A 23,153-nucleotide genomic window follows, 5' to 3' on the forward strand; every position below is an offset into this window, starting at 1 on the left:
TCCTTACCATCCCATTTGCACCCGAAGGTGCAGTTCTTTGCGTGGCCAGGCGATCCCATGCAAGATCGCCTAAAGTCATCGCTACACTACCACTACATTCCTTTGCGAAGAACAGTTACCAGGTTTTACCAATGTTAAACTGGAACTGTTCCGCTTTGTCTCCATCGTACTTCTTGAACGGCTGGGCGTAGGAGAAAACCAACGGCCCCAATGGGGACATCCATTGTAACGCGATACCCGCTGACATACGGATATTGCTCGGATCACTATAGTCCGGCACATCCGACGGCGCAGATGACGGATCCCAGTTCGTATCCCAAACGGTACCCATATCCCAGAAGAAGGAGGTACGGACCGAGTTAGCATACTTATCGCTGATGAACGGCGTCGGGGTAATAAATTCCAGGCTGGCGACAGCCATGGCGTTACCACCTACCGCATCATCTGATTTACAGCCTGAAGCCTGAGTACATTCTTCGTTATCACCGTCGTCCCAGTCAGTTCTGGCACCATTTTTATAAACCGCTTTCGGACCAATGGTGTTGGACTGGAAGCCACGCACGGTACTGGAACCACCGGCGTAGAAGTTCTCGTAGAACGGCATCTCTTTGCTGCCAATGCCATCCCCATAACCTACCTTGGTACGGCCCAGAACAACCCACTTGTGATCGTCATCGATCGGCACATAGGTCGCGGTATCCATCGACAGTTTGTAGTATTCGTTGTCTGAACCCGGAATGGTGACTTTACCGTTCAGGTTGACACGCGAACCGTCTGTCGGGAAATAACCACGGTCTAACTTGTTGTATGTCCAACCGTAGTTAAAGGTGAAATCATCAGCGGCAAAACTGCTGGTATCAGCGGATTGTCCCATCGACTCAAGATAACGATCCATCGCAACCTGCGGCTGCATATTGGACAGTTTGTTATGTACATAACCCAGGCCCGCACGCAACGTGTTGTATTCGTTGACCGGGAAGCCCAGCGTCACGTCTGTACCATAACTTTTGTTGGTATAGTCGGACAGGTCTGCATCATCCGCTTCAAAGTCGTTATAGAAGACGCGGCCACCAAGGCTCACACCATCAACGGTGAAGTACGGGTTAGTGACAGACAACTCAGTATAGGTCTGGTAGTCGTTTTTGGTGCCGTTAATCCCGACAGAATAACCGGTACCTAACCAGTTATCTTGCTGAACGCCAGCCTGGAAACTCACGCCGCTCTCGGTACCGTAACCGACGCCGAAGTTAAAGCTACCGGTGTTACGCTCTTTAACCTTGTAGACCACATCAACCTGATCTGGACGGCCCGGAACACGCTGAGTATCGGTATCAACGGTTTCAAAGTAACCCAGACGGTTCAGACGCTCTTTACCCTGGTCGACCAGATCGCTGCCCAACCATGCGCCTTCCATCTGACGCATTTCGCGACGCAGAACGGAGTCTTTAGAAGTGTCGTTACCTTCAAAACGGATCTTACGCACATAGAAACGGTTACCCGCATCCACGTTTACACGTAATTTAACGGTTTTGTCGGCGTCGTTGATTTCAGGCTGCGACTGAACGCGCGGATAGGCATAGCCATAGCGACCCAGAAGCTTCTTGATGTCATCTTCCATTTTGGTCACTTTGGTGCCGTTATAGAGTTCACCTGGCTCGATCTTCGTCAGGGTCTCAATTTCGGCGGAGTGCCCGGCCAGGTTACCGCTCACCTGAACCCCAGAAAGCTTGTACTGCTCGCCTTCAGTGATATTAACGGTGATGTAGATGCCTTTTTTATCCGGCGTCAGGCTGACCTGAGTGGAATCAATATTGAAGCGAGCATAACCGCGATCCAGATAGTAGCTACGCAGGGTTTCAAGGTCGCCCGCCAGCTTCTGTTTCTGGTATTTACGATCGCCCACCACGTTCCACCACGGTACTTCGTCACGCAACTGGAAGTGAGAGATAAGTTCGTCAGTCGAGAAGGCATGGTTGCCGACGATATTGATCTGTTGGATCTTCGCCGAAACACCTTCCTGGAAGACCAGCTTGAGGTCAACGCGGTTACGCGGCAACGGCGTCACCACCGCTTTCACACTGGCGCTGTACTTACCGACGCTATAGTAGAAATCTTCCAGGCCCTTTTCGATATCGGCAAGCGTTGTGCGATCCAGAGACTCGCCAACACGCACGCCAGACGCCTCGAGGTTTTGCTTCAGCATGTCATCTTTCACCGATTTGTTACCGGAGAAAGTGATGCTGGCAATCGTCGGACGTTCTTTTACCTGAACCAGAAGGGTATCACCATCGCGCAGGACGCGGACATCCTCAAAGTTTCCGGTGGCGAACAGAGCACGAATGGTATTACTGATGTCTTCATCATTAACCGTGTCGCCTGTGCGCACCGGCATACTGAGGAGAGCCGCACCAACGGCGACTCGCTGTAGGCCTTCGAAATGAATGTCCTTCACTACGAACCCTTCAGCACCGTATACGGTGGCGCTGCTAAACAGCAGCGACGCTATGAGCAACTTTTTCATCGCCATCGTTATTATGCGTTCTTCCTAACACTCTCTTACAACCGAGAGAAATCATTGAAAAGTGCAAGCCCCATTAACAACACCAGCAAGATAGAGCCAATGCGATAACTAAAGTCTTGAACCCGCTCGGATACCGGACCGCCCTTCAGCTTTTCTATCGCCAGGAACAGCAGATGCCCCCCGTCAAGAACGGGCAACGGAAACAGGTTGATTATCCCTAAGTTCACGCTGATAAGCGCAAGGAACATCAGGTAATAAATAATCCCGAACTCCGCTGACATCCCAGCCCCCTGGGCGATAGAAATCGGCCCACTGAGGTTGTTCAGTTTTACATCACCGGTAATCAATTTTCCCAGCATACTGACCGTCAGCTTCATCAACTGCCACGTTTTATCCGAGGCTTCGAGGATGGCGCTGAATGGCCCATACTGGCGTACAGTCTTATACTCATCAGGCAGAGGAATAACTTTAGGCACCACGCCCGCAAACCCTTCTGCCTTACCGTTAACCTGTTTTGAATCTGGGGTTAACGTTAAAGACAAGGAACTTCCTTGTCTTTCAATATCTAGCGCTAACGGCGTATCCGGATTATCGCGCACCAGCGCCACGAACGTCATCCATTGCGTCAGCGACTGACCATTGACTTTAACGATCCTGTCGCCAGCTTGCAAACCTGCCTTACTTGCAGCGGAGTTAACCTGCACTTCTGACAGTACCGGTTCAATCTGCGGACCACGCGGACGCATACCCAAACTAGAGACAGGATCCTCTTTGTCTGGCTCAAATGCCCAATGGCGTAAATCCAGCGTTTTGTCCTGTCGCTGGTTACTGCCAAACTGCGCCACGCTGAGGGTCGTATGCTCATCGCCAATTTTGGATACCAGTTGCAATCGCACGGCATCCCAATCAGGGGTTTCGATGCCATCAACCGCTTTTAGTTCCGTACCCGGCTGAATTTGCGCCTGTGCAGCAATCGAGTTGGGTGTTATTTCACCAACAACCGGACGAACGCCAGGGACACCAATGATAAACACCAGCCAATAAGCAAAAATAGCAAAAAGGAAGTTTGCAATCGGACCCGCGGCGATAATGGCAGCACGTTGTCCAACCGTTTTATTGTTGAAGGCGTAATGGCGCAATTCCGGTGCGACCGGTTCAGCGCGCTCATCCAGCATTTTGACGTAACCGCCGAGGGGAATCATGGCGATGACGTATTCCGTACCTGATTTATCGGTACGCCGCCAAAGCGCTTTTCCAAAGCCAATGGAAAAGCGTTCGACGCGGACTCCGCAGCGCCGCGCAACCCAGAAATGACCAAATTCATGCACGGTGATAAGCACACCAAGTGCGATGATGAATGCAGCCAAATTCCAGAGAATACTCAGCATAAGACCATCCGTTAGAGCGTCCTGAACACCAGTAACAACAGGCAGGCAAAGACCGGTACCGCAGCCGTCAGGCTATCAATACGATCCAGAATACCGCCGTGTCCTGGAATTAAGTGACCACTGTCCTTAATACCTGCTTCACGCTTAAACATACTCTCGGTCAGGTCACCCAGCACGGAGGCCAGGGCTGCAACGATGGAGCAAATGAGCAAGGTGACAGGCGCAACTTCAAGATTCGCCCACATGCCATAACCCCATGAGATTACGGCCGCAGTGGCGAGTCCGCCAAAAAAACCCTGCCAGGTTTTTCCAGGAGAAACCTTCGGCGCCAGCTTATGTTTGCCAAATAGCTTACCAAACATATACGCACCAGAGTCCGCTCCCCAGACGAGGATCATGACATACAGCAGCCATAGCGCGCCACTATAATGATTCTCATCATAGTGCCATGCACGCAGCGCCAGCATTCCCCAAAAGAACGGGACAATGGTTAATACGCCGAAAATTATGCGTAATGTTTTGGAATTACGCCAGACCGACGCAGACCCTGGGTAAAACAATACCAGTAACAGCGCTACGACCCACCAGCCCAGCGACGCCCACAGCGATACTTCAACCAGCGGTTGATGGATATCGCGATGGTATTCTGGCAGCAAAAATAGCATCAGTGCCAGCAATAGCCCGCACAAAACCGCCAGCCAGACTCGCTGCGTACGCGTGGTAAAACCGCTTAACTGTCCCCATTCCCAGGCGGCCAACATACAGACGACCAACGTAACAATGGCGAACCCCACCGGCGGCAGCAAAAACAGCGCCGCGATGACAACGGGTATTAAAACAAAAGCAGAAATCAGGCGATACTTCAGCAAAAGCGACCCCCATCAGGCTTTTTCATCACCGGGTTCGGTGCCGCCGAAACGACGCTCACGATTAGCAAAGGCATGCAGCGCACCTTCAAAGTCTTGTTCATCGAAATCGGGCCAGAGAACATCGGTAAAGTAAAGTTCGGCATAGGCAATTTGCCACAACAGAAAATTACTAATTCGGTGCTCTCCCCCAGTCCTTATCACTAAATCCACAGGAGCCAGCTCATGCATACAAATTTGCTGCCCAAGCATCTCTTCATCGATTTGCTCAGGATGCAGCACACCGTCCTGCACCTGTTGTGCCAGTTGCCTGACTCCCTGGACAATATCCCACCGTCCACCGTAATTCGCTGCAATATTCAGCGTCAACCCGGTATTCTGGGCGGTAATCGCTTCTGATTTGCGAATCCGTTCTTGCAAACGTGAGTTAAATCGACTGATATCCCCGATAATACGCAGGCGTACGTTATGGCGATGCAGGTTTTTCACTTCGCTATCAAGTGCCCACACAAACAGTTCCATTAACGCGCTCACTTCCTGCGCAGGTCGGTTCCAGTTCTCACTGCTAAAGGCATACAGCGTTAACGCATCAATACCGTTATTGGCAGCAAAAGAGACAGCCCGGCGGACGGATTTTGCTCCAGCCTTATGCCCAAAGGCGCGAATCTTCCCTTGCTTTTTCGCCCAGCGGCCATTGCCATCCATGATAATTGCGACATGGTGACAACCATGTGCTGGCAAATTTTCGCTTAATGGTTTAGTTGCAGACAACATAACGCGTTATTAGTCCCTGAAAGGATTTACGGTACTCAGGAATACTGAAGCCTATCCACAAAAAAGCCGTGTCAAACCACGGCTTACCCGACCGAAAAAAAGCAAATACCCGCGATCGGGTGGCGCAGACTATATCACTGAAGCCCAACGCTAACAAATAGCACGATTCTCCGTAGAGGGATTATCATCAGCTTGAGAGTCGCATCACTTCTTTTCTGGCGACTTCCCGCGCGATGGCATCGACCTTCAACACGTCGTCAACGCTCTGTGGTTCCTGCAAATCCATCTTATCCAGTACAGATAAATTGAGATCGGCAATATCGGTAAATCGGATCTGCTGCGCCAGGAATGCGGCAACGGTAATTTCATTCGCGGCATTGAGTGCGGTCGTCGCCGCCTGGCCTTGCTCAAACGCGTCCATCGCCAGTTTCAGGCACGGATAACGCTGGTAATCAGGTGCGGAAAACGTCAACGCACTGAGTTTGCAAAAGTCGACAGGCTTAACACCGGACGTCACACGTTCTGGCCATGCCATCGTATGGGCAATAGGTGTACGCATATCAGGTTCACCCAACTGCGCCAGAACACTACCATCCTGATAACGGACCATCGAATGAATAACCGACTGCGGGTGAATCAGCACTTCCATCTGGCTTGCACTGGCATTAAATAACCAACGCGCTTCAATGTATTCCAGACCTTTGTTCATCATGGTGGCGGAATCGACAGAGATTTTTCGTCCCATCGACCAATTCGGATGACGGCATGCCTGATCGGGGGTCATAGAGACCAGATCGCGCAATGGCGTTTCACGGAATGGGCCACCAGACCCGGTAAGCAGAACTGACATGACGCCGTTTTGCTCAAGGTCAGCGTATCCCAGATTGTGTTGGATAGGTTGCGGTAAACTCTGAAAAATCGCGTTATGCTCGCTATCTACCGGCAAAAGCTGCGCTTTGTGGCGTTTCACGTCGTCCATAAACAGACGACCGCAGGTCACCAGAGATTCTTTATTCGCCAGCAAAATGCTTTTGCTCGCACGAATTGCCGCCAGCGTCGGCAGCAAACCCGCTGCGCCGACAATCGCCGCCATGACCTGATCAACATCATCCAGTGCAGCCATATCACAGGCAGCCTGCTGCCCGCTCATCACCTCGGTACGGCTACCCTGTGCCAAAAGAGCAGCTTTTACCTGTGCCGCGCTTTTTTCATCATCCATTACCGCATAGCGAGGCGCAAACTCCAGGCATTGCTCTACCATACGGGCAACATTTTTACCCGCTACCAACGCAGCAACACGAAATTTTTCCGGGTTATGGCGTACTACATCCAGCGTACTGCAACCAATGGAACCGGTTGATCCCAGGATGGTTAATTGCTTCATCGGACATCCAGAAGAATTTTACTCGCCATACTTCAAGTTGCATGTACGTTGGCTTTACTCGGCCTTTGGCGTCACCGCCTTCCTGCAACTTGAATTATTTAGAGTATGTAGACAGAAAAAAGCAAAACGCCGCCATCCAGCCTTCTCAGGCCTTCTAAGCGGCGTTTTTAGCGTACAGGCGAATCAGAACTGCATCAGTTCTGCTTCTTTCTCTGCCAGCGCCGCATCAACTTTTTTGATTGCTGCGTCAGTCAGTTTCTGTACGTCGTCCTGAGAACGGCGATCGTCATCTTCGCTGATCTCTTTTTCTTTCAACAACGCTTTCACTTTGTCGTTTGCATCACGGCGTACGTTACGTACCGCAACACGCGCGCCTTCAGCTTCACCACGTACGATCTTGGTCAGATCTTTACGACGTTCTTCGGTCAGCGGCGGCAGCGGAACGCGGATGTCAGAGCCCGCAGAGCTTGGATTCAGACCGAGGTCGGAAGCCATGATTGCTTTCTCAACGGCTGGACCCATAGAACGGTCAAATACGTTGATTTTCAGGGTACGGGAATCTTCAACCGTTACGCTTGCCAGCTGGCGCAGCGGAGTCGGCGTGCCGTAATATTCCACGACAATACCATCCAGCAGGCTAGGAGAAGCACGACCCGTGCGAATTTTGCTGATTTGGTTTTTGAACGCTTCGACGCATTTGTCCATGCGTACTTCAGCATCTTTTCTGATATCGTTGATCACGTTACGAATCCTTGAAAGCTTGTTTCAGTCAGACCATACCCGCCACACAAGATGTGACAAGTATAGTCTTGATTAATTTTGAGGGACGTATCCCGCGACATTAAAGCGGAATATTACCTGCATTTAGCCGCAACGGGAATTATTCCGTGATTAACGTGCCTTCTTTTTCACCCATAACAACACGGCGCAGTGCACCTGGTTTGTTCATGTTAAAGACACGAATCGGTAATTTGTGGTCACGAGCCAGCGTGAACGCGGCAAGATCCATTACTTTCAGCTCTTTATCCAGTACTTCAGTGTAGGTCAACTGTTCGTACATAGTCGCCGTTGGATCTTTAGCCGGGTCGGCAGTAAATACGCCATCGACTTTGGTGGCTTTCAGAACCACATCCGCTTCAATTTCAATACCGCGCAGGCAGGCTGCAGAATCGGTGGTGAAGAACGGATTGCCGGTACCCGCAGACAAAATAACAACGCGGTTGTTACGCAGCAGGCTGATAGCTTCGGCCCAGCTGTAGTTATCACACACGCCGTTCAGAGGAATTGCGGACATCAAGCGAGCGTTCACATAGGCGCGGTGAAGCGCATCGCGCATCGCCAGACCGTTCATTACGGTGGCTAACATGCCCATGTGGTCGCCCACAACGCGGTTCATCCCCGCTTTCGCCAGACCAGCGCCACGGAACAGGTTACCACCACCAATCACTACGCCAACCTGAATACCCAGCTCAACCAGCTCTTTGATTTCCTGAGCCATGCGGTCGAGGATGCTTGCATCAATACCGAAGCCTTCTGAACCTTGCAGAGCTTCGCCACTTAACTTAAGCAGAATACGTTTGTAGACGGGTTTTGCATTGGTAGCCATGTTTCTTTCCTGAGACTGTCAACGAATGAGATGAGTTAATTCCGGCGACATTGTATGTCGCTTTTCAGCATGACCACTATAGCGGTTCGCTGAATTTACAAGCCAGACACAAAAAGAAGCCGCCCTCAGGCGGCTCCTTTAAAAATTAAGACTGCTTGGACATCGCAGCAACTTCTGCTGCAAAGTCAGTCTCAACTTTCTCGATGCCTTCACCCACTTCAAAGCGGATGAAACCAGTTACGTCAGCGTTATGCTCTTTCAGCAGCTGACCAACAGATTTGCTCGGTTCCATGACGAAAGGCTGACCGGTCAGAGAAACTTCGCCGGTGAATTTCTTCATGCGGCCTTCAACCATTTTCTCTGCGATTTCTTTCGGCTTGCCAGACTGCATAGCGATGTCCAGCTGAACCTGGTATTCTTTTTCTACCACTTCAGCGGAAACGTCTTCCGGCTTAACGAATTCTGGTTTGCTTGCAGCAACGTGCATTGCCAGCTGTTTAACCAGTTCTTCGTCAGCGCCAGTTGCAGCAACCAGAACACCGATACGAGCACCGTGCTGGTAGTTACCCAGAACTTCGCCTTCCAGGGAAGCAACGCGACGGATGTTGATGTTCTCACCGATTTTAGCAACCAGAGCAACACGTTCTTCTTCGAACTGTGCTTTCAGAACTTCAACATCAGTGATTTTGCCAGCAACGGCAGCGTCCAGTACTTTGTCAGCAAATGCCTGGAAACCAGCATCTTTAGCAACGAAGTCAGTCTGGCAGTTAACTTCCAGAATGAAAGCGATGTTGCCGTCGATTTTGGTTTTGATTACGCCGTCAGCAGCAACGTTGCCTGCTTTTTTCGCCGCTTTGATTGCACCGGACTTACGCATGTTTTCGATTGCCAGCTCGATGTCGCCATTAGCTTCAGTCAGTGCTTTTTTGCAATCCATCATGCCTGCGCCAGTACGCTCACGCAGCTCTTTTACCAGGGATGCGGTAATTTCAGCCATTCTAAAATCCTCGGAAGATTTGATCTGCCCGGCATGAAACCGCACAGATTTAAAAGTGAAAAAGGGGGCCATATACAGGCCCCCTAACCAAACGTGATACTACCTGGCCTATATCCGTCATTCTTCCAGCTGCAGGTGCGTTGTTTTCCTTACTCACCCCAGTCACTTACTTATGTAAGCTCCGGGGGATTCGTTGCGTCAACGCCTTCCTGCAACTCGAATTATCTTGGATATATAAGGGGTCGCTCTAACGAGCGTGCCTTATTATTCAGCTTCTACGAAGCTTTCTTCCGCCTGGGAAGCCAGATCCTGAGAACGGCCTTCACGAACGGTAGTAGCTACAGCGCCCAGGTACAGGGTCACAGCACGGATTGCGTCGTCGTTACCCGGGATAACGAAGTCAACACCGTCCGGATCAGAGTTGGTATCAACGATAGCAAATACTGGGATACCCAGGTTGTTTGCTTCTTTGATAGCAATGTGCTCGTGGTCAGCATCGATTACGAACAGAGCGTCCGGCAGACCGCCCATGTCTTTGATACCGCCCAGGCTGTTTTCCAGTTTCTCAAGCTCACGAGTACGCATCAGCGCTTCTTTCTTGGTCAGCTTTTCGAAAGTACCGTCCTGAGACTGAGTTTCCAGATCTTTCAGACGTTTGATGGACTGACGAACGGTTTTCCAGTTAGTCAGCATACCGCCCAGCCAGCGATGGTTCACGAAGAACTGGTCGCAGCTGTTAGCAGCTTCTTTCACCGCTTCGCTTGCAGCGCGTTTAGTACCAACGAAAAGGATTTTACCTTTACGAGCAGAGATCTTGTTCAGTTCAGCCAGAGCTTCGTTGAACATCGGTACAGTTTTCTCAAGGTTGATGATGTGAACTTTGTTACGCGCACCGAAGATGAACGGCTTCATTTTCGGGTTCCAGTAACGGGTCTGGTGACCGAAGTGAACACCAGCCTTGAGCATGTCGCGCATGGAAACAGTTGCCATGATTAAAACCTCTATATATAAAAGTTGGGGTTAAGCCTCCACGCATCCCATATTACCGACCCCAAAGGGCACCCCGGAATATGTGCCGATACGTGTGTGTTGTTACACAAAGTGAGATTTGTCGCTCCCGTCCATCGTGTGTAGTCTTCGAATGGATCGGAAGTCCGGCGCGCTTTATACCACAAATACGCCACCGACACCAATAATTGTTGGCGGTCTGTGCTGAATGAACGATGAATTTCGTGTTACAGGAAGGCGGCAAATTTTTGAATCCCCGGGAGCTTACAACCAGTAAGTGACTGGGGTGAAAAAATGTAGCCAACGCATCTGTGGCACGAAAGGCGAAGTTCAGAATGATTCTCAATTTGGCAGGGTACACCCCTGACTGATACCATTGACAGCACTTACACAATTATTGTCGAAATAATCGACACTGATGGACAGAATTCATGGCTATCTCAATCAAGACCCCTGAAGAAATCGAAAAAATGCGCGTCGCTGGCCGCCTGGCCGCTGATGTACTGGAAATGATCGAACCGTTTGTTAAACCGGGCGTCAGCACCGGCGAGCTGGATCGCATCTGTAATGACTATATCGTGAATGAGCAACAGGCTATTTCCGCCTGCCTGGGCTATCACGGCTATCCGAAATCCGTGTGCATCTCTATTAATGAGGTGGTGTGCCACGGGATCCCGGACGACGCTAAACTTCTGAAAGACGGCGACATCGTCAACATCGACGTAACCGTGATTAAAGACGAGTACCACGGCGATACCTCCAAGATGTTTATCGTCGGCAAACCTACTATTCTGGGCGAGCGTCTGTGCCGCGTCACACAGGAAAGCCTGTATCTGGCGCTGCGAATGGTAAAACCGGGCATTCGCCTGCGCACGCTGGGCGCTGCGATTCAGAAATACGCGGAAGGCGAAGGTTTCTCTGTTGTTCGTGAATACTGCGGTCACGGTATCGGTCGCGGCTTCCATGAAGAGCCACAGGTTCTGCACTACGATGCAGACGACGGTGGTGTGGTACTGCAGCCGGGCATGACGTTCACCATAGAACCGATGCTGAATGCCGGTGATTACCGCATCCGCACCATGAAAGACGGCTGGACGGTGAAAACCAAAGACCGGAGCTTGTCTGCACAGTACGAGCATACTATTGTAGTGACGGAAAACGGCTGTGAAATTCTGACGTTACGCAAGGATGACACCATCCCGGCGATCATCACACACGGCGAATAATGTTTTGCCTGATGGCGATGCATTCGCATCTTATCAGGCCTACAAATTGTACTACTTAGTAGGCCGGATAAGGCGTTCACGCCATCATCCGGCTTTTTAATGGGTGGCGCATAATGAATACACTTCCTGAACAGCACGCAAATACTGCCCTCCCCACCCTGCCTGGCCAACCGCAAAACCCAGGGACATGGCCACAGCAAGATCTCAACTGCTCCGGCATTAAAGCGCATATCGACACCTTCCAGAACTGGTTAGGCGAAGCGTTTGACAGTGGAATTTCCGCAGAACAGCTCATTGAGGCCCGCACCGAATTTATTGACCAACTGCTACAGCGTTTGTGGATAGAAGCTGGGTTCGGGCAAATAGCCGATCTGGCGCTGGTTGCCGTTGGTGGCTACGGACGAGGCGAATTGCACCCGCTTTCCGATATTGACCTGCTGATCCTGAGTCGTAAAAAGCTGCCTGATGCGCAGGCCGAGAAAGTCGGTGAGCTGTTAACGCTGCTATGGGACGTGAGGCTGGAGGTTGGGCATAGCGTGCGTACGCTGGAAGAGTGTCTGCTGGAAGGATTGTCAGATTTAACCGTCGCCACCAACCTGATTGAAACTCGCCTGCTGATCGGCGATGTGGCGCTGTTTCTGGAGCTGCAAAAGCATATTTTTAGCGAAGGTTTCTGGCCTTCAGACAAGTTTTACGCTGCCAAAGTGGAAGAGCAGAATCAGCGCCACCAGCGCTATCACGGCACCAGCTACAACCTGGAGCCGGACATCAAAAGCAGTCCCGGCGGCCTGCGCGATATCCATACCCTGCAATGGGTGGCCCGCCGCCATTTTGGTGCCACCTCACTGGACGAAATGGTCGGCTTCGGCTTTTTGACACTGGCAGAACGCGCCGAGCTAAATGAATGTTTGCATATCCTGTGGCGGATTCGCTTCGCCCTGCATCTGGTCGTTAGTCGTTACGACAACCGCCTGCTGTTTGACCGCCAGCTCAGCGTGGCGCAACGGCTAAACTACGGCGGCGAAGGCAACGAGCCTATCGAGCGGATGATGAAAGACTATTTCCGCGTCACCCGACGGGTCAGCGAACTGAATCACATGTTGTTGCAACTGTTCGACGAGGCGATCCTCGCCATGCCCGCCGATGAAAAACCGCGCCCGATTGATGACGACTTCCAACTGCGCGGCACGTTGATCGATCTGCGCAACGACGACCTGTTTATCCGCAAACCCGAAGCGATACTGCGGATGTTTTACATCATGGTGCGTAACAGCGCGATCAGCGGGATTTACTCCACCACGCTGCGCCATTTGCGTCATGCCCGCCGTCATTTAACGCAGCCGCTGTGCTACATCCCGGAAGCGCGATCGCTGTTTCTCAGTATGTTACGCCATCCGGGCGCGGTGAGCCGCGGTCTGCTGCCGATGCATCGCCACAGCGTGTTGTGGGCCTATATGCCGCAATGGTCGCATATTGTCGGCCAAATGCAGTTTGACCTGTTTCATGCCTATACGGTGGATGAACACACCATCCGCGTAATGCTCAAGCTGGAAAGTTTTGCTAACGAAGAGACCCGTCAGCGCCATCCGCTATGCGTGGATCTATGGCCGCGTCTGCGACAGCCGGAGTTGATTCTGATTGCCGCGCTGTTCCACGATATCGCCAAAGGTCGCGGCGGCGATCACTCGGTGCTCGGCGCTCAGGACGTGCTCAAGTTCGCCGAACTGCACGGCCTGAATTCCCGCGAAACGCAGCTGATCGTGTGGCTGGTGCGCCAGCATTTGCTGATGTCGGTGACCGCTCAGCGCCGCGATATTCAGGATCCCGAAGTGATCAAGCAATTCGCCGAAGAGGTACAAACGGAACACCGTCTGCGCTTTTTGGTGTGTCTGACCGTCGCGGATATTTGCGCCACCAACGAAACGCTGTGGAATAGCTGGAAGCAAAGCCTGCTGCGTGAGCTGTACTTCGCGACGGAAAAACAACTCCGTCGTGGCATGCAAAATACGCCGGATATGCGTGAGCGTGTACGCCATCATCAGCTTCAGGCGCTGGCGCTACTGCGAATGGACAACATTGATGAAGAAGCGTTGCACCACATCTGGTCACGCTGTCGCGCCAACTACTTCGTGCGTCACAGCCCAAATCAGCTGGCCTGGCATGCGCGCCATCTGTTGCAACACGATCTCAGCAAGCCGCTGATCCTGCTCAGCCCACAGGCCACGCGCGGCGGGACGGAGATTTTCATCTGGAGCCCTGACCGCCCTTACCTGTTTGCCGCCGTCTGCGCTGAACTGGACAGGCGTAATCTTAGCGTCCACGATGCGCAGATTTTCACTACCCGCGATGGGATGGCGATGGATACGTTCATCGTGCTGGAACCGGACGGCAGCCCGCTGTCTTCAGACCGACATGAAGCGATCCGTTTTGGACTGGAACAGGCCATCACGCAGCGCAGTTGGCAGCCACCGCAACCGCGTCGCCAACCGGCAAAATTACGCCACTTTACCGTCGATACTGAAGTTACCTTTTTGCCGACCCATACCGACCGAAAATCATTCCTGGAGCTTATCGCTCTCGACCAGCCCGGCCTGCTGGCGCGGGTCGGGCAGATTTTTGCCGATCTGGGAATTTCGCTGCATGGCGCCCGAATTACAACCATTGGCGAGCGAGTAGAAGATTTATTCATAATCGCCACCGCCGACCGGCGCGCCCTTAATAATGAGCTGCAGCAGGAAGTGCATCAACGGTTGACAGAGGCCCTCAATCCAAACGATAAAGGGTGATGTTTTTATTTATTATGGAAAGAGTTTAACAATGCAGCAGTTACAGAACGTTATTGAGTCCGCTTTCGAGCGCCGTGCCGACATTACTCCGGCAAATGTAGATACCGTAACCCGCGAAGCGGTGAATCAGGTTATTTCTTTACTGGATTCCGGTGCACTGCGCGTCGCAGAGAAGATTGAGGGTCAGTGGGTCACGCATCAGTGGCTGAAAAAGGCGGTCCTGCTCTCTTTCCGTATTAACGATAATCAGGTCATCGAAGGTGCGGAAAGCCGTTACTTCGATAAAGTACCGATGAAATTCGCCAACTACGACGAAGCGCGCTTCCAGAAGGAAGGTTTCCGCGTGGTTCCGCCTGCGGCCGTGCGTCAGGGTGCGTTTATCGCCCGTAACACCGTGCTGATGCCATCTTACGTAAACATCGGCGCTTATGTTGATGAAGGTACGATGGTTGATACCTGGGCGACAGTCGGTTCCTGTGCGCAAATCGGTAAAAACGTACACCTGTCCGGCGGCGTTGGTATCGGCGGCGTACTGGAGCCGTTGCAGGCTAACCCGACCATCATCGAAGACAACTGCTTCATCGGCGCACGCTCTGAAGTGGTTGAAGGCGTGATCGTCGAAGAAGGTTCTGTTATCTCCATGGGCGTGTACATCGGTCAGAGCACCCGTATTTACGATCGCGAAACTGGCGAAGTGCATTATGGTCGCGTTCCGGCAGGCTCCGTGGTCGTCTCCGGCAACCTGCCGTCGAAAGATGGTAAATACAGCCTGTACTGCGCGGTGATTGTGAAGAAAGTCGATGCCAAAACGCGTGGCAAAGTGGGAATCAACGAACTGTTGCGCACTATCGACTAACAGCGATTTGAAAAAGCGGGCTTAGCCCGCTTTTTTTACATCTGCGAGTGGCATAAACAAGGCTTTTCGTTAATTATTCAATGGTTATAGTGAGCTTAAGGGTACCGCTATGTATGACAATCTGAAAAGTCTGGGCATTACTAATCCTGAAGAGATCGATCGTTACAGCCTGCGGCAAGAAGCCAACAACGATATCCTGAAAATCTATTTCCAAAAGGATAAAGGCGAGTTTTTTGCCAAGAGCGTGAAGTTCAAATATCCCCGTCAGCGCAAAACGGTGGTAGCTGATGGCATCGGCCAGGGTTACAAAGAAGTGCAGGAGATCAGTCCCAACCTGCGCTATGTGATCGATGAACTGGATCAGATCTGCCAGCGCGATCGCAGCGAAGTCGATCTTAAACGCAAGATCCTTGATGATTTACGTCATCTCGAAAGCGTCGTGACCAACAAGATCAGCGAAATTGAAGCCGATCTGGAAAAACTAACGCGTAAATAACCGCACGTGAATGTATTCGTAGGCCGGGTAAGGCGAAGCCGCCACCCGGCATTTTGCCTGATAAGCGTAGTGCCATCAGGCAATTAATCAATGCTGTTCATCCAGTTGTAACGCCACATACAGCAGCAGTCTGTCGTCAAAATTCCCCAGATCCAGCCCGGTCAGTTCTGAAATACGATTCAGGCGATATTCCAGCGTATTGCGGTGAATAAACAGTGCCTTTGAGGTGGCCAGCGGCTGGACGTTATGACGAAACCATGCCGCCAGTGTCCGACGCAGCAACCCATTGTTATCCATCGCTTTCAGCCTCACCAACGGACGCGCCAGCTCATTGGCCTGCCAGCCGCCGCGCAGGCTGTCCAGCAGTACTGGCAGCATCAAATCCTGATAGAAATAGCTACGGCTTTCCGGCATCCGCTGCTTGCCGACCATCATGGTAGTGCGCGCCGTACGATACGAACGGGCAATGCTACCGGGCCCGGTAAAATAGTTGCCCAGCGATACGCGAAAACGCAGCTGTCCGTTCTCTTTCATACGGGCAATAAGCTGCTCAACCCGCTTACGATGATCTTCAGCGTCCCAGCGGCCAAACTGATTGAGCGCCGGTTTCAGCACCACCATCTCGGTCAGAGAGACAATCGCAATCAGATTATTACGTTCGGGCGTGGTCAACGCATTCTGCAATTGCTGTAGCTCCGCCATCGCACTGTCAACGCCAAGCTGGCCGCTGTCAACCTCCACTACCGCCACCACGCGCGGCTGGTTCAGATCAATGCCCAGGCGCTGGGCCCATTCCATCAGCGCCGGTGTATTCTCTTCCGCCTGAATCAGGTTCATCACCAGCTCTTCACGCAGACGGCTATCCTGCGCTAACAGATGCATCAAGCGCGACTGTTCCAGCATCATTTCGGCGGTCATACACACTAACTCGCCGTATTTACGCAGATGCTCCGGCTCGCCGGTAAGGCCGATAACGCCAACGATTTCGCCTTCCAGACGTAGAGGCAGGTTTATCCCCTGTCGTACACCGTGCAAGTGACGTGCCACCGCATCGTCGATATCGACCACCCGACCCTGCGAAAGCACCAGCAGCGCGCCTTCGTGCAATTCACCAATACGTTCGCGATCGCCGCTGCCGATTATCCGCCCACGGGCATCCATTACGTTGATATTGGTATCAATGATGCGCATGGTACGCGCCACGATATCCTGCGCCATTTTGGTATCAAGATGCCAACCAGCCATAAACCCCTCCTGTGAGCAGAGCTCAAGCATAGGGAAGATAATAAGCGGCGACATTGTGCAAATGCACAAAGCGAAAGGGAGAAGTATGGAGTTGTGGGAAGTATCACAAAAAGAAACCCCTTCCTGTGCAGGAAGGGGTTGAGGGAGATTACTGCATCAACAGATAGATGGAGCTGTCACCGCGCTGAATGTTCAGCGCCAGTACAGCCGGTTTGCTGTCGAGGATTTTGCGCAGTTCAGCGATGTTTTTCACCGGCTGCTGGTTCGCGCCGATAATCACATCCCCTTTCTTCAGGCCAATCTGTGCAGCCGGAGAATTCGGTTTCACGTCGCTTACCACGACACCTTTGTCCTGGCCTTTGTTGCTCATATCGGCACCTTCGATGCCTTTAAAGATAGAGCTGGAGTCAACCTGAGTCTGGCTGCTCTGCTGCAATTCCAGGTTCACGGTGACCGGCTTACCGTCACGCAGCAGACCCAGGGTGATTTTGCTGCCAACCGGCATCGTACCGACCTGCGCACGCAGGGCGGCGAAGCTGCTGATAGGTTTGCCGTTCAGGGAGGTAATCACATCCCCGGCTTTAATCCCCGCTTTCGCTGCGGAAGAGTTCGGCATCACCTGACTGACGAATGCGCCACGCTGGGCGTCAACTTTCATCGCTTTCGCCAGCTCAGAGCTCAGCTCGGTACCCATAATGCCCAGCTCACCGCGTTTAACCTGGCCAAACTCAACCATCTGCGAGGTCAGGTTTTTCACCATGTTGCTTGGGATCGCAAAACCGATACCGATGTTACCGCCGTCCGGTGCGAGGATCGCGGTGTTAATACCGATCAGCTCACCGTTCAGGTTGACCAGCGCACCACCGGAGTTACCCCGGTTGATCGCAGCATCCGTCTGAATAAAGTTTTCGTAGTTCTCCGCGTTCAGGCCACTACGGCCCAGCGCAGAAACAATACCGGAAGTCACCGTTTCACCAAGGCCAAACGGGTTACCAATTGCCACGGTGTAATCACCCACGCGCAGCGCATCGGAATCTGCCAGCTTAATCGCCGTCAGGTTTTTCGGATCCTGAATTTGGATCAGCGCGATATCGGAGCGCGGATCTTTACCCACGATCTTCGCATCAAATTTACGACCATCGCTCAACTGAACTTTAATCACCGTGGCGTTATCTACCACGTGGTTATTGGTCACGACATACCCTTTCGCGGCATCAATAATTACGCCGGAACCGAGTGCCATAAATTTCTGCTGCTGGCCGCCGCCATTGTCAGCGCCCGGTGCGCCGCCCTGGCAGAACGGTGAACTCTGGAACGGAGAACCGTCCTGGCAGAACGGTGAATTATCACCGAAGAACTGCTGGAAATTACGCGGCATGCGCGGCGTATTTACCGTCGTGCTCCCCTCGACGTTAATACTTACCACCGATGGCATCACTTTTTCGAGCATCGGGGCCAGGCTTGGCATCTGTTGGGCGGTCATTGCTGAAGACGACGTCTCAGCCGCTGTAGCAGACAGGGGGGACAACGCCAAACCTAAACTCAGAGCCAGTGCACTCATTGCTAATGTGGTTTTTTTCATGTGTTTCGTTCTCGATTAACAGGTAACGCAAAATTGCTGTATACGTCAGAGTCGTTTTATAGCGCTAAGTTCCAGAATTAAGTTTAAGGAAAAAGTAAAATTTTATTGTCCGTCTTTACAAATGAGTATTTATTGTTCTACGGCCATCAAGCGACGATATTCATCCCAGGCATACAAATCTGTCATTCCGCTGATATAATCCTGAATCAACCGGCAGCGATAATAATATTCCAGAACCGAATACTCGGCGCACCCCGTCGATATTTTACTAACCGCCTCAACATACGCAAGACGATGGCGGGTAGACAACTTCTGAAATAAACGGGACTCGATAGGAAAACGTTTTACTCTTTCATTGTCGACCAGTTCAGAAAAATCTGACTGAGACATTTTTAATAACGGCTGATAGATCTCCAGCAACCCGCTGATCACCCGATAGCCCTGTAGTTCCAGTTGTTCAACATCCGGATGGCTAAACACATGTTTTACCGCCACATTTTTATAAACACCCAGTAACTGGCTGAAGCTACTTGCATCTTCTAGCAGCGCATGATTAAAGCTGCCTTCATAAATCTGCGGCAAATTATCAATAAACCGCTGGGCCGCATATGGCACCAGTTTATTCAGCGTATTGACGCGTAAATACATAAAGAACTGATCTTCGGTACTCCGGCTTAATGTATTTGAACGTGACTTCTCCCAGGCGTTCTCAACAACCTGGCTAAACAGGGAACCTTTTTCATGCTGCCCCCACGCCTCATACAGGTGGTGATAAAGTTGCTCGACGCTAAAGATTCTTTTCTCAACGGCATCTTCCAGATCCGCCACGCAATAAGAGATATCATCGGCAGCTTCCATAATCCAGGTTAATGGAAAGCGACTGTAAGGCGCTAATGATAATTCTTTACGCAACCGCTCAATATACGGTTCTTCAGAAAGGTAATAACCCGGCTTCTTCATTAAATAGTTGTGTGTCTCGGGTGCACTGCCGCGCCACCACGCCGGACGGGTATATTTTAAAATACCGCCAACCTGCGCCCAGGTAAGGTTCATACGCATCAACGTATGCACAAGGCGAATACCCTGCGCATTGCCTTCAAAATGGCACAGGTCCTGGCGCACCTTGCGGCGAATATCATTCAGCGACTCTTCGCCTTCACGCAATCGTAATGCCGTCACCTGGCAACGGTCATCACTTAGGGGCTGACTTTCTGCGTCTGCGGGATACAGTCGCTGGCGAAACCAGTCATTAATTGCCGCCTCCCCAAAATGGCCAAACGGCGGATTACCAATGTCATGCATCAGGCAGGACATTTCGACAATACTCTCAAATGGCCCTGTCAGTTCATCCAGGCCATACTGCTCCAGCAGCTTTAGTTCTTTCAGTCGGCTGAGGATCTCTTTCGCGATATAGCGCCCAACCTGCTGAACTTCCATCGAGTGCGTCAAGCGCGTGCGTACTGCCGCATTACGCTCCAGCGGAAAGACCTGCGTTTTTTGTTGCAGTCGGCGAATTGCCGGAGAATTGATAATACGTCCGCGATCGCTTTCGAAAATACGCAGGATCTCATGCTCAGTCTTCACGCCCTGCGGCGAACGGTAACGACGATGCCAGTTTATTTTTTTTCGGAAATCGATCTGTGCCATGTCCTCTCCCGCCTGAGAAATGCGCTACCCCTTAAGCGCATGATAGACTATGCCCTCAAATCTGGCTTATCGCGAGTAAATCTATGAAAATCGGCATCATTGGTGCAATGGAAGAAGAAGTTACGCTGCTGCGTGACAAAATCGAAAACCGTCAGACCATCGCGCTCGGCGGTTGTGAAATTTACACCGGCCAACTGAACGGTACAGAGGTTGCGCTGCTGAAATCGGGTATCGGTAAAGTGGCTGCGGCACTGGGCGCTACGCTGCTGCTTGAACGCTGCAAGCCGGACGCCATCATTAATACCGGTTCTGCGGGTGGCCTGGCCTCTACGCTGAAAGTCGGGGATATCGTAGTTTCTGACGAAGCGCGCTATCACGACGCCGACGTCACTGCCTTTGGCTATGAATTTGGTCAGCTACCGGGCTGCCCGGCGGGTTTTAAAGCCGATCCTGCGCTGGTTGCCGCAGCAGAATCCTGCATTGCGGAACTGAATCTGCATGCCGTTCGTGGGCTTATCGTCAGCGGCGATGCCTTCATTAATGGATCCGTAGGGCTGGCTAAAATTAAGCACAACTTCCCACAGGCGATTGCCGTTGAGATGGAAGCCACCGCTATTGCGCACGTTTGCCATAACTTTAACGTACCGTTCGTCGTGGTTCGCGCTATCTCTGACGTTGCCGATCAGCAGTCCCATCTCAGCTTTGACGAATTCCTGGTGGTTGCCGCGAAGCAGTCAAGCCTGATGGTTGAAACGCTGGTACAGAAACTGGCGCATGGCTAAATTACTCTCCAGGGCGCTGGTCGCCCTGCTTTTCACTCTCCCGGCGTTCCTTTACGCCGCGCCGCGTGTTGTGACGCTTTCTCCTGCCAATACTGAACTCGCTTTTGCCGCTGGCATTACCCCCGTTGGCGTCAGCAGCTATTCAAACTACCCGCCAGAAGCCAAAAATATTGAGGAAGTCTCAACCTGGCAAGGGATGAATCTTGAACGTATTGTGGCGCTGAAACCTGATTTGGTCGTCGCCTGGCGCGGGGGAAATGCTGAGCGGCAGGTGAATCAACTGACCTCTCTGGGAATTAAGGTCATCTGGGTGGATGCCGTTACCATTGAGCAGGTTGCCGATGCGCTACGCCAATTAGCAGCATGGAGCCCCAAGCCTGAACAAGCTAAACAGGCGGCGCAAACCATGCTTGATGACTATGCTTTACTTAAATCTCAGTATGCCAACAAACCGAAAAAACGCGTGTTTCTCCAGTTTGGTGCCAATCCTCTGTTTACCAGTGGAAAAGGTTCTATTCAGCACGAAGTTCTTGAGGTATGCGGCGGAGAAAACATCTTTGCCGGTAGTCGGGTTCCCTGGCCGCAGGTTAGCCGTGAGCAGGTCCTGGCACGAGCCCCCCAGGCTATTGTTGCCACAGGCGGTCCGGGTGAAACTCTGAAAATTGAGCAATACTGGGGAAACCAGCTAAAAATACCCATTATTACACTTAATAGTGACTGGTTCGAACGCGCGAGCCCGCGTATTATCCTCGCCGCAAAACAACTCTGTAATGCGCTTTCACAGATAAATTAGCGCCTGCCCCCACCAGGTCTGTTGTGAGGATTTAAAAATGCTCGTCTATTGGCTTGATATTGTCGGCACCGCGGTATTTGCAATCTCTGGCGTATTACTGGCCGGAAAATTACGTATGGATCCGTTTGGCGTCCTGGTACTCGGCGTGGTTACCGCCGTTGGTGGTGGTACGATCCGCGATATGGCGCTGGATAATGGACCGGTTTTTTGGGTTAAGGATCCGACCGATCTGGTGGTGGCGATGATCACCAGCATGCTGACGATCCTGTTGGTACGTCAACCAAGACGCATACCGAAATGGATCCTTCCGGTGCTGGATGCCGTTGGTCTGGCTGTGTTCGTGGGTATTGGGGTCAACAAGGCATTTCTCGCAGGAACAGGGCCGCTGGTGGCGATTTGTATGGGGGTGATTACCGGCGTTGGTGGTGGGATCATTCGCGATGTGTTAGCTCGTGAAGTCCCGATGATTTTGCGCACCGAGATCTACGCCACAGCCTGTATTATCGGCGGGATCGTGCATGCGACAGCGTTTTATACCTTTGATGTTTCACTGGAAAACGCCAGTATGATGGGGATGATTGTCACGCTGCTGATTCGGCTTGCCGCCATTCGCTGGCATCTGAAATTGCCGACGTTTGCGCTGGATGATAACGGGCGTTGATATGACGATACAGAACATGTAGGCCGGATAAGGCGTTTACGCCGCCATCCGGCACATTGCCCGGTGGCGCTACGCTTACCGGGCCTACAACATCAGACCATCAGTATTACAGACAGCAATCAGATGCTGAAAGAAGAACCACACCCGCAGGTGCTTTTCGCATTCGGGTTAGTCACAACGAAGCGGGAACCTTCCAGACCTTCAGTATAGTCAACCGCGCCGCCCACCAGATATTGCAGACTCATCGGATCAACGACCAGACCAACACCTTGTTTCTCGATAGTCATATCACCTTCATTGACCTGATCATCAAAGGTGAAACCGTACTGGAAACCGCTGCAACCACCGCCAGTGATATACACGCGTAATTTCAGATTCGGGTTATCTTCGTCAGCGATCAGGCTTTTAACTTTATTGGCTGCTGCTTCAGTAAATTGCAGTGGCAGCGCTACGTCATCACTCATATTTTGCTCCAAACGACATCGGCAATTGGGTAAATTTCAACCCAATATTTTGGGCCATTATCTAATACCCT

The 23,153-nt window shown here is 51.8% G+C and carries 21 protein-coding genes; 7 read left to right on the top strand and 14 right to left on the bottom strand.

Translation table 11 applies throughout. From position 1 onward, the window contains the following. Positions 1–115 precede the first annotated feature (115 nt). The 9 genes from bamA to rpsB all read right to left on the bottom strand — a co-directional run bounded on the left by bamA (position 116) and on the right by rpsB (position 10,526). Positions 116–2,527, bottom strand: coding sequence for an outer membrane protein assembly factor BamA (gene bamA, locus ACHHZ7_RS06170; protein WP_060682720.1), 2,412 nt, complete (start codon positions 2,525–2,527; stop codon positions 116–118). Between the two features lie 29 nt (positions 2,528–2,556). Then, positions 2,557–3,909, bottom strand: a complete 1,353-nt coding sequence (gene rseP, locus ACHHZ7_RS06175; RefSeq protein ID WP_060682721.1) for a sigma E protease regulator RseP — start codon at positions 3,907–3,909, stop codon at positions 2,557–2,559. 11 nt (positions 3,910–3,920) lie between these two features. Then, positions 3,921–4,778: a phosphatidate cytidylyltransferase gene (cdsA, locus tag ACHHZ7_RS06180; protein ID WP_008786267.1), complete on the bottom strand. Its 858-nt coding sequence runs from the start codon at positions 4,776–4,778 to the stop codon at positions 3,921–3,923. A 12-nt stretch (positions 4,779–4,790) separates the two neighbouring features. Further along, positions 4,791–5,549 (bottom strand): (2E,6E)-farnesyl-diphosphate-specific ditrans,polycis-undecaprenyl-diphosphate synthase, encoded by a 759-nt coding sequence (ispU, locus tag ACHHZ7_RS06185; RefSeq protein ID WP_060682722.1) that lies wholly within the window; start codon positions 5,547–5,549, stop codon positions 4,791–4,793. 187 nt (positions 5,550–5,736) lie between these two features. After that, positions 5,737–6,933, bottom strand: a complete 1,197-nt coding sequence (ispC, locus tag ACHHZ7_RS06190) for a 1-deoxy-D-xylulose-5-phosphate reductoisomerase (protein WP_003829176.1) — start codon at positions 6,931–6,933, stop codon at positions 5,737–5,739. 183 nt (positions 6,934–7,116) lie between these two features. Next, on the bottom strand, positions 7,117–7,674 hold the full coding sequence (gene frr / locus ACHHZ7_RS06195; RefSeq protein WP_003018547.1) for a ribosome recycling factor: 558 nt from the start codon (positions 7,672–7,674) through the stop codon (positions 7,117–7,119). 139 nt (positions 7,675–7,813) lie between these two features. Continuing rightward, the gene (gene pyrH / locus ACHHZ7_RS06200) at positions 7,814–8,539 is read right to left on the bottom strand and encodes a UMP kinase (RefSeq protein ID WP_003018549.1); all 726 of its coding nucleotides are present in this window, start codon (positions 8,537–8,539) and stop codon (positions 7,814–7,816) included. Positions 8,540–8,684: 145 nt separating this feature from the next. Then, complete coding sequence (tsf, locus tag ACHHZ7_RS06205; protein ID WP_003018551.1) at positions 8,685–9,536, bottom strand: translation elongation factor Ts; 852 nt, start codon at positions 9,534–9,536, stop codon at positions 8,685–8,687. Between the two features lie 264 nt (positions 9,537–9,800). Beyond that, the gene (gene rpsB / locus ACHHZ7_RS06210; RefSeq protein ID WP_003018553.1) at positions 9,801–10,526 is read right to left on the bottom strand and encodes a 30S ribosomal protein S2; all 726 of its coding nucleotides are present in this window, start codon (positions 10,524–10,526) and stop codon (positions 9,801–9,803) included. A 449-nt stretch (positions 10,527–10,975) separates the two neighbouring features. Here rpsB and map point away from each other — a divergent pair, with 449 nt between their 5' ends. The 4 genes from map (at position 10,976) to ACHHZ7_RS06230 (ending at position 15,908) form a co-directional block, all read left to right on the top strand. Then, positions 10,976–11,770, top strand: a complete 795-nt coding sequence (gene map / locus ACHHZ7_RS06215) for a type I methionyl aminopeptidase (protein WP_008786263.1) — start codon at positions 10,976–10,978, stop codon at positions 11,768–11,770. Positions 11,771–11,883: 113 nt separating this feature from the next. After that, positions 11,884–14,556 (top strand): bifunctional uridylyltransferase/uridylyl-removing protein GlnD, encoded by a 2,673-nt coding sequence (gene glnD / locus ACHHZ7_RS06220; protein WP_003829184.1) that lies wholly within the window; start codon positions 11,884–11,886, stop codon positions 14,554–14,556. Between the two features lie 31 nt (positions 14,557–14,587). Then, positions 14,588–15,412, top strand: coding sequence for a 2,3,4,5-tetrahydropyridine-2,6-dicarboxylate N-succinyltransferase (dapD, locus tag ACHHZ7_RS06225; RefSeq protein WP_003829186.1), 825 nt, complete (start codon positions 14,588–14,590; stop codon positions 15,410–15,412). 109 nt (positions 15,413–15,521) lie between these two features. After that, the gene (locus ACHHZ7_RS06230; RefSeq protein WP_005132126.1) at positions 15,522–15,908 is read left to right on the top strand and encodes a DUF3461 family protein; all 387 of its coding nucleotides are present in this window, start codon (positions 15,522–15,524) and stop codon (positions 15,906–15,908) included. 87 nt (positions 15,909–15,995) lie between these two features. Here ACHHZ7_RS06230 and cdaR read toward each other — a convergent pair whose 3' ends face one another. The 3 genes from cdaR to dgt form a co-directional block, all read right to left on the bottom strand. Next, positions 15,996–17,153, bottom strand: a complete 1,158-nt coding sequence (gene cdaR / locus ACHHZ7_RS06235; protein WP_003018564.1) for a DNA-binding transcriptional regulator CdaR — start codon at positions 17,151–17,153, stop codon at positions 15,996–15,998. Positions 17,154–17,301: 148 nt separating this feature from the next. Then, positions 17,302–18,735 carry a serine endoprotease DegP gene (degP, locus tag ACHHZ7_RS06240; RefSeq protein ID WP_003829191.1) on the bottom strand — a complete coding sequence of 478 codons (1,434 nt, stop codon included), beginning with the start codon at positions 18,733–18,735 and terminating at the stop codon, positions 17,302–17,304. Positions 18,736–18,864: 129 nt separating this feature from the next. Then, positions 18,865–20,382, bottom strand: a complete 1,518-nt coding sequence (dgt, locus tag ACHHZ7_RS06245; RefSeq protein WP_060682723.1) for a dGTPase — start codon at positions 20,380–20,382, stop codon at positions 18,865–18,867. A gap of 83 nt (positions 20,383–20,465) precedes the next feature. Here dgt and mtnN point away from each other — a divergent pair, with 83 nt between their 5' ends. From mtnN to ACHHZ7_RS06260, 3 genes are read left to right on the top strand one after another with little or no spacing between them, the layout of a single operon-like run. Next, on the top strand, positions 20,466–21,164 hold the full coding sequence (mtnN, locus tag ACHHZ7_RS06250; RefSeq protein ID WP_060682724.1) for a 5'-methylthioadenosine/S-adenosylhomocysteine nucleosidase: 699 nt from the start codon (positions 20,466–20,468) through the stop codon (positions 21,162–21,164). Then, positions 21,157–21,957: a vitamin B12 ABC transporter substrate-binding protein BtuF gene (btuF, locus tag ACHHZ7_RS06255; RefSeq protein WP_003829197.1), complete on the top strand. Its 801-nt coding sequence runs from the start codon at positions 21,157–21,159 to the stop codon at positions 21,955–21,957. Before mtnN ends, btuF begins: the two co-directional genes overlap by 8 nt. Before the next feature lie 37 nt (positions 21,958–21,994). Next, complete coding sequence (locus tag ACHHZ7_RS06260) at positions 21,995–22,618, top strand: TRIC cation channel family protein (protein ID WP_003829199.1); 624 nt, start codon at positions 21,995–21,997, stop codon at positions 22,616–22,618. Between the two features lie 119 nt (positions 22,619–22,737). Here the strand turns inward: ACHHZ7_RS06260 and erpA are convergent, their stop codons facing one another. Both erpA and yadW read right to left on the bottom strand, forming a co-directional pair. Beyond that, complete coding sequence (erpA, locus tag ACHHZ7_RS06265; protein WP_008786260.1) at positions 22,738–23,082, bottom strand: iron-sulfur cluster insertion protein ErpA; 345 nt, start codon at positions 23,080–23,082, stop codon at positions 22,738–22,740. Next, on the bottom strand, positions 23,075–23,140 hold the full coding sequence (gene yadW / locus ACHHZ7_RS06270; protein ID WP_122973801.1) for a small protein YadW: 66 nt from the start codon (positions 23,138–23,140) through the stop codon (positions 23,075–23,077). The genes erpA and yadW overlap by 8 nt, the downstream gene beginning before the upstream one ends. Positions 23,141–23,153 lie beyond the last annotated feature (13 nt).

Source organism: Citrobacter freundii complex sp. 2024EL-00216, assembly GCF_043945515.1.
GTDB classification, from domain to species: Bacteria; Pseudomonadota; Gammaproteobacteria; order Enterobacterales; family Enterobacteriaceae; genus Citrobacter; species Citrobacter portucalensis.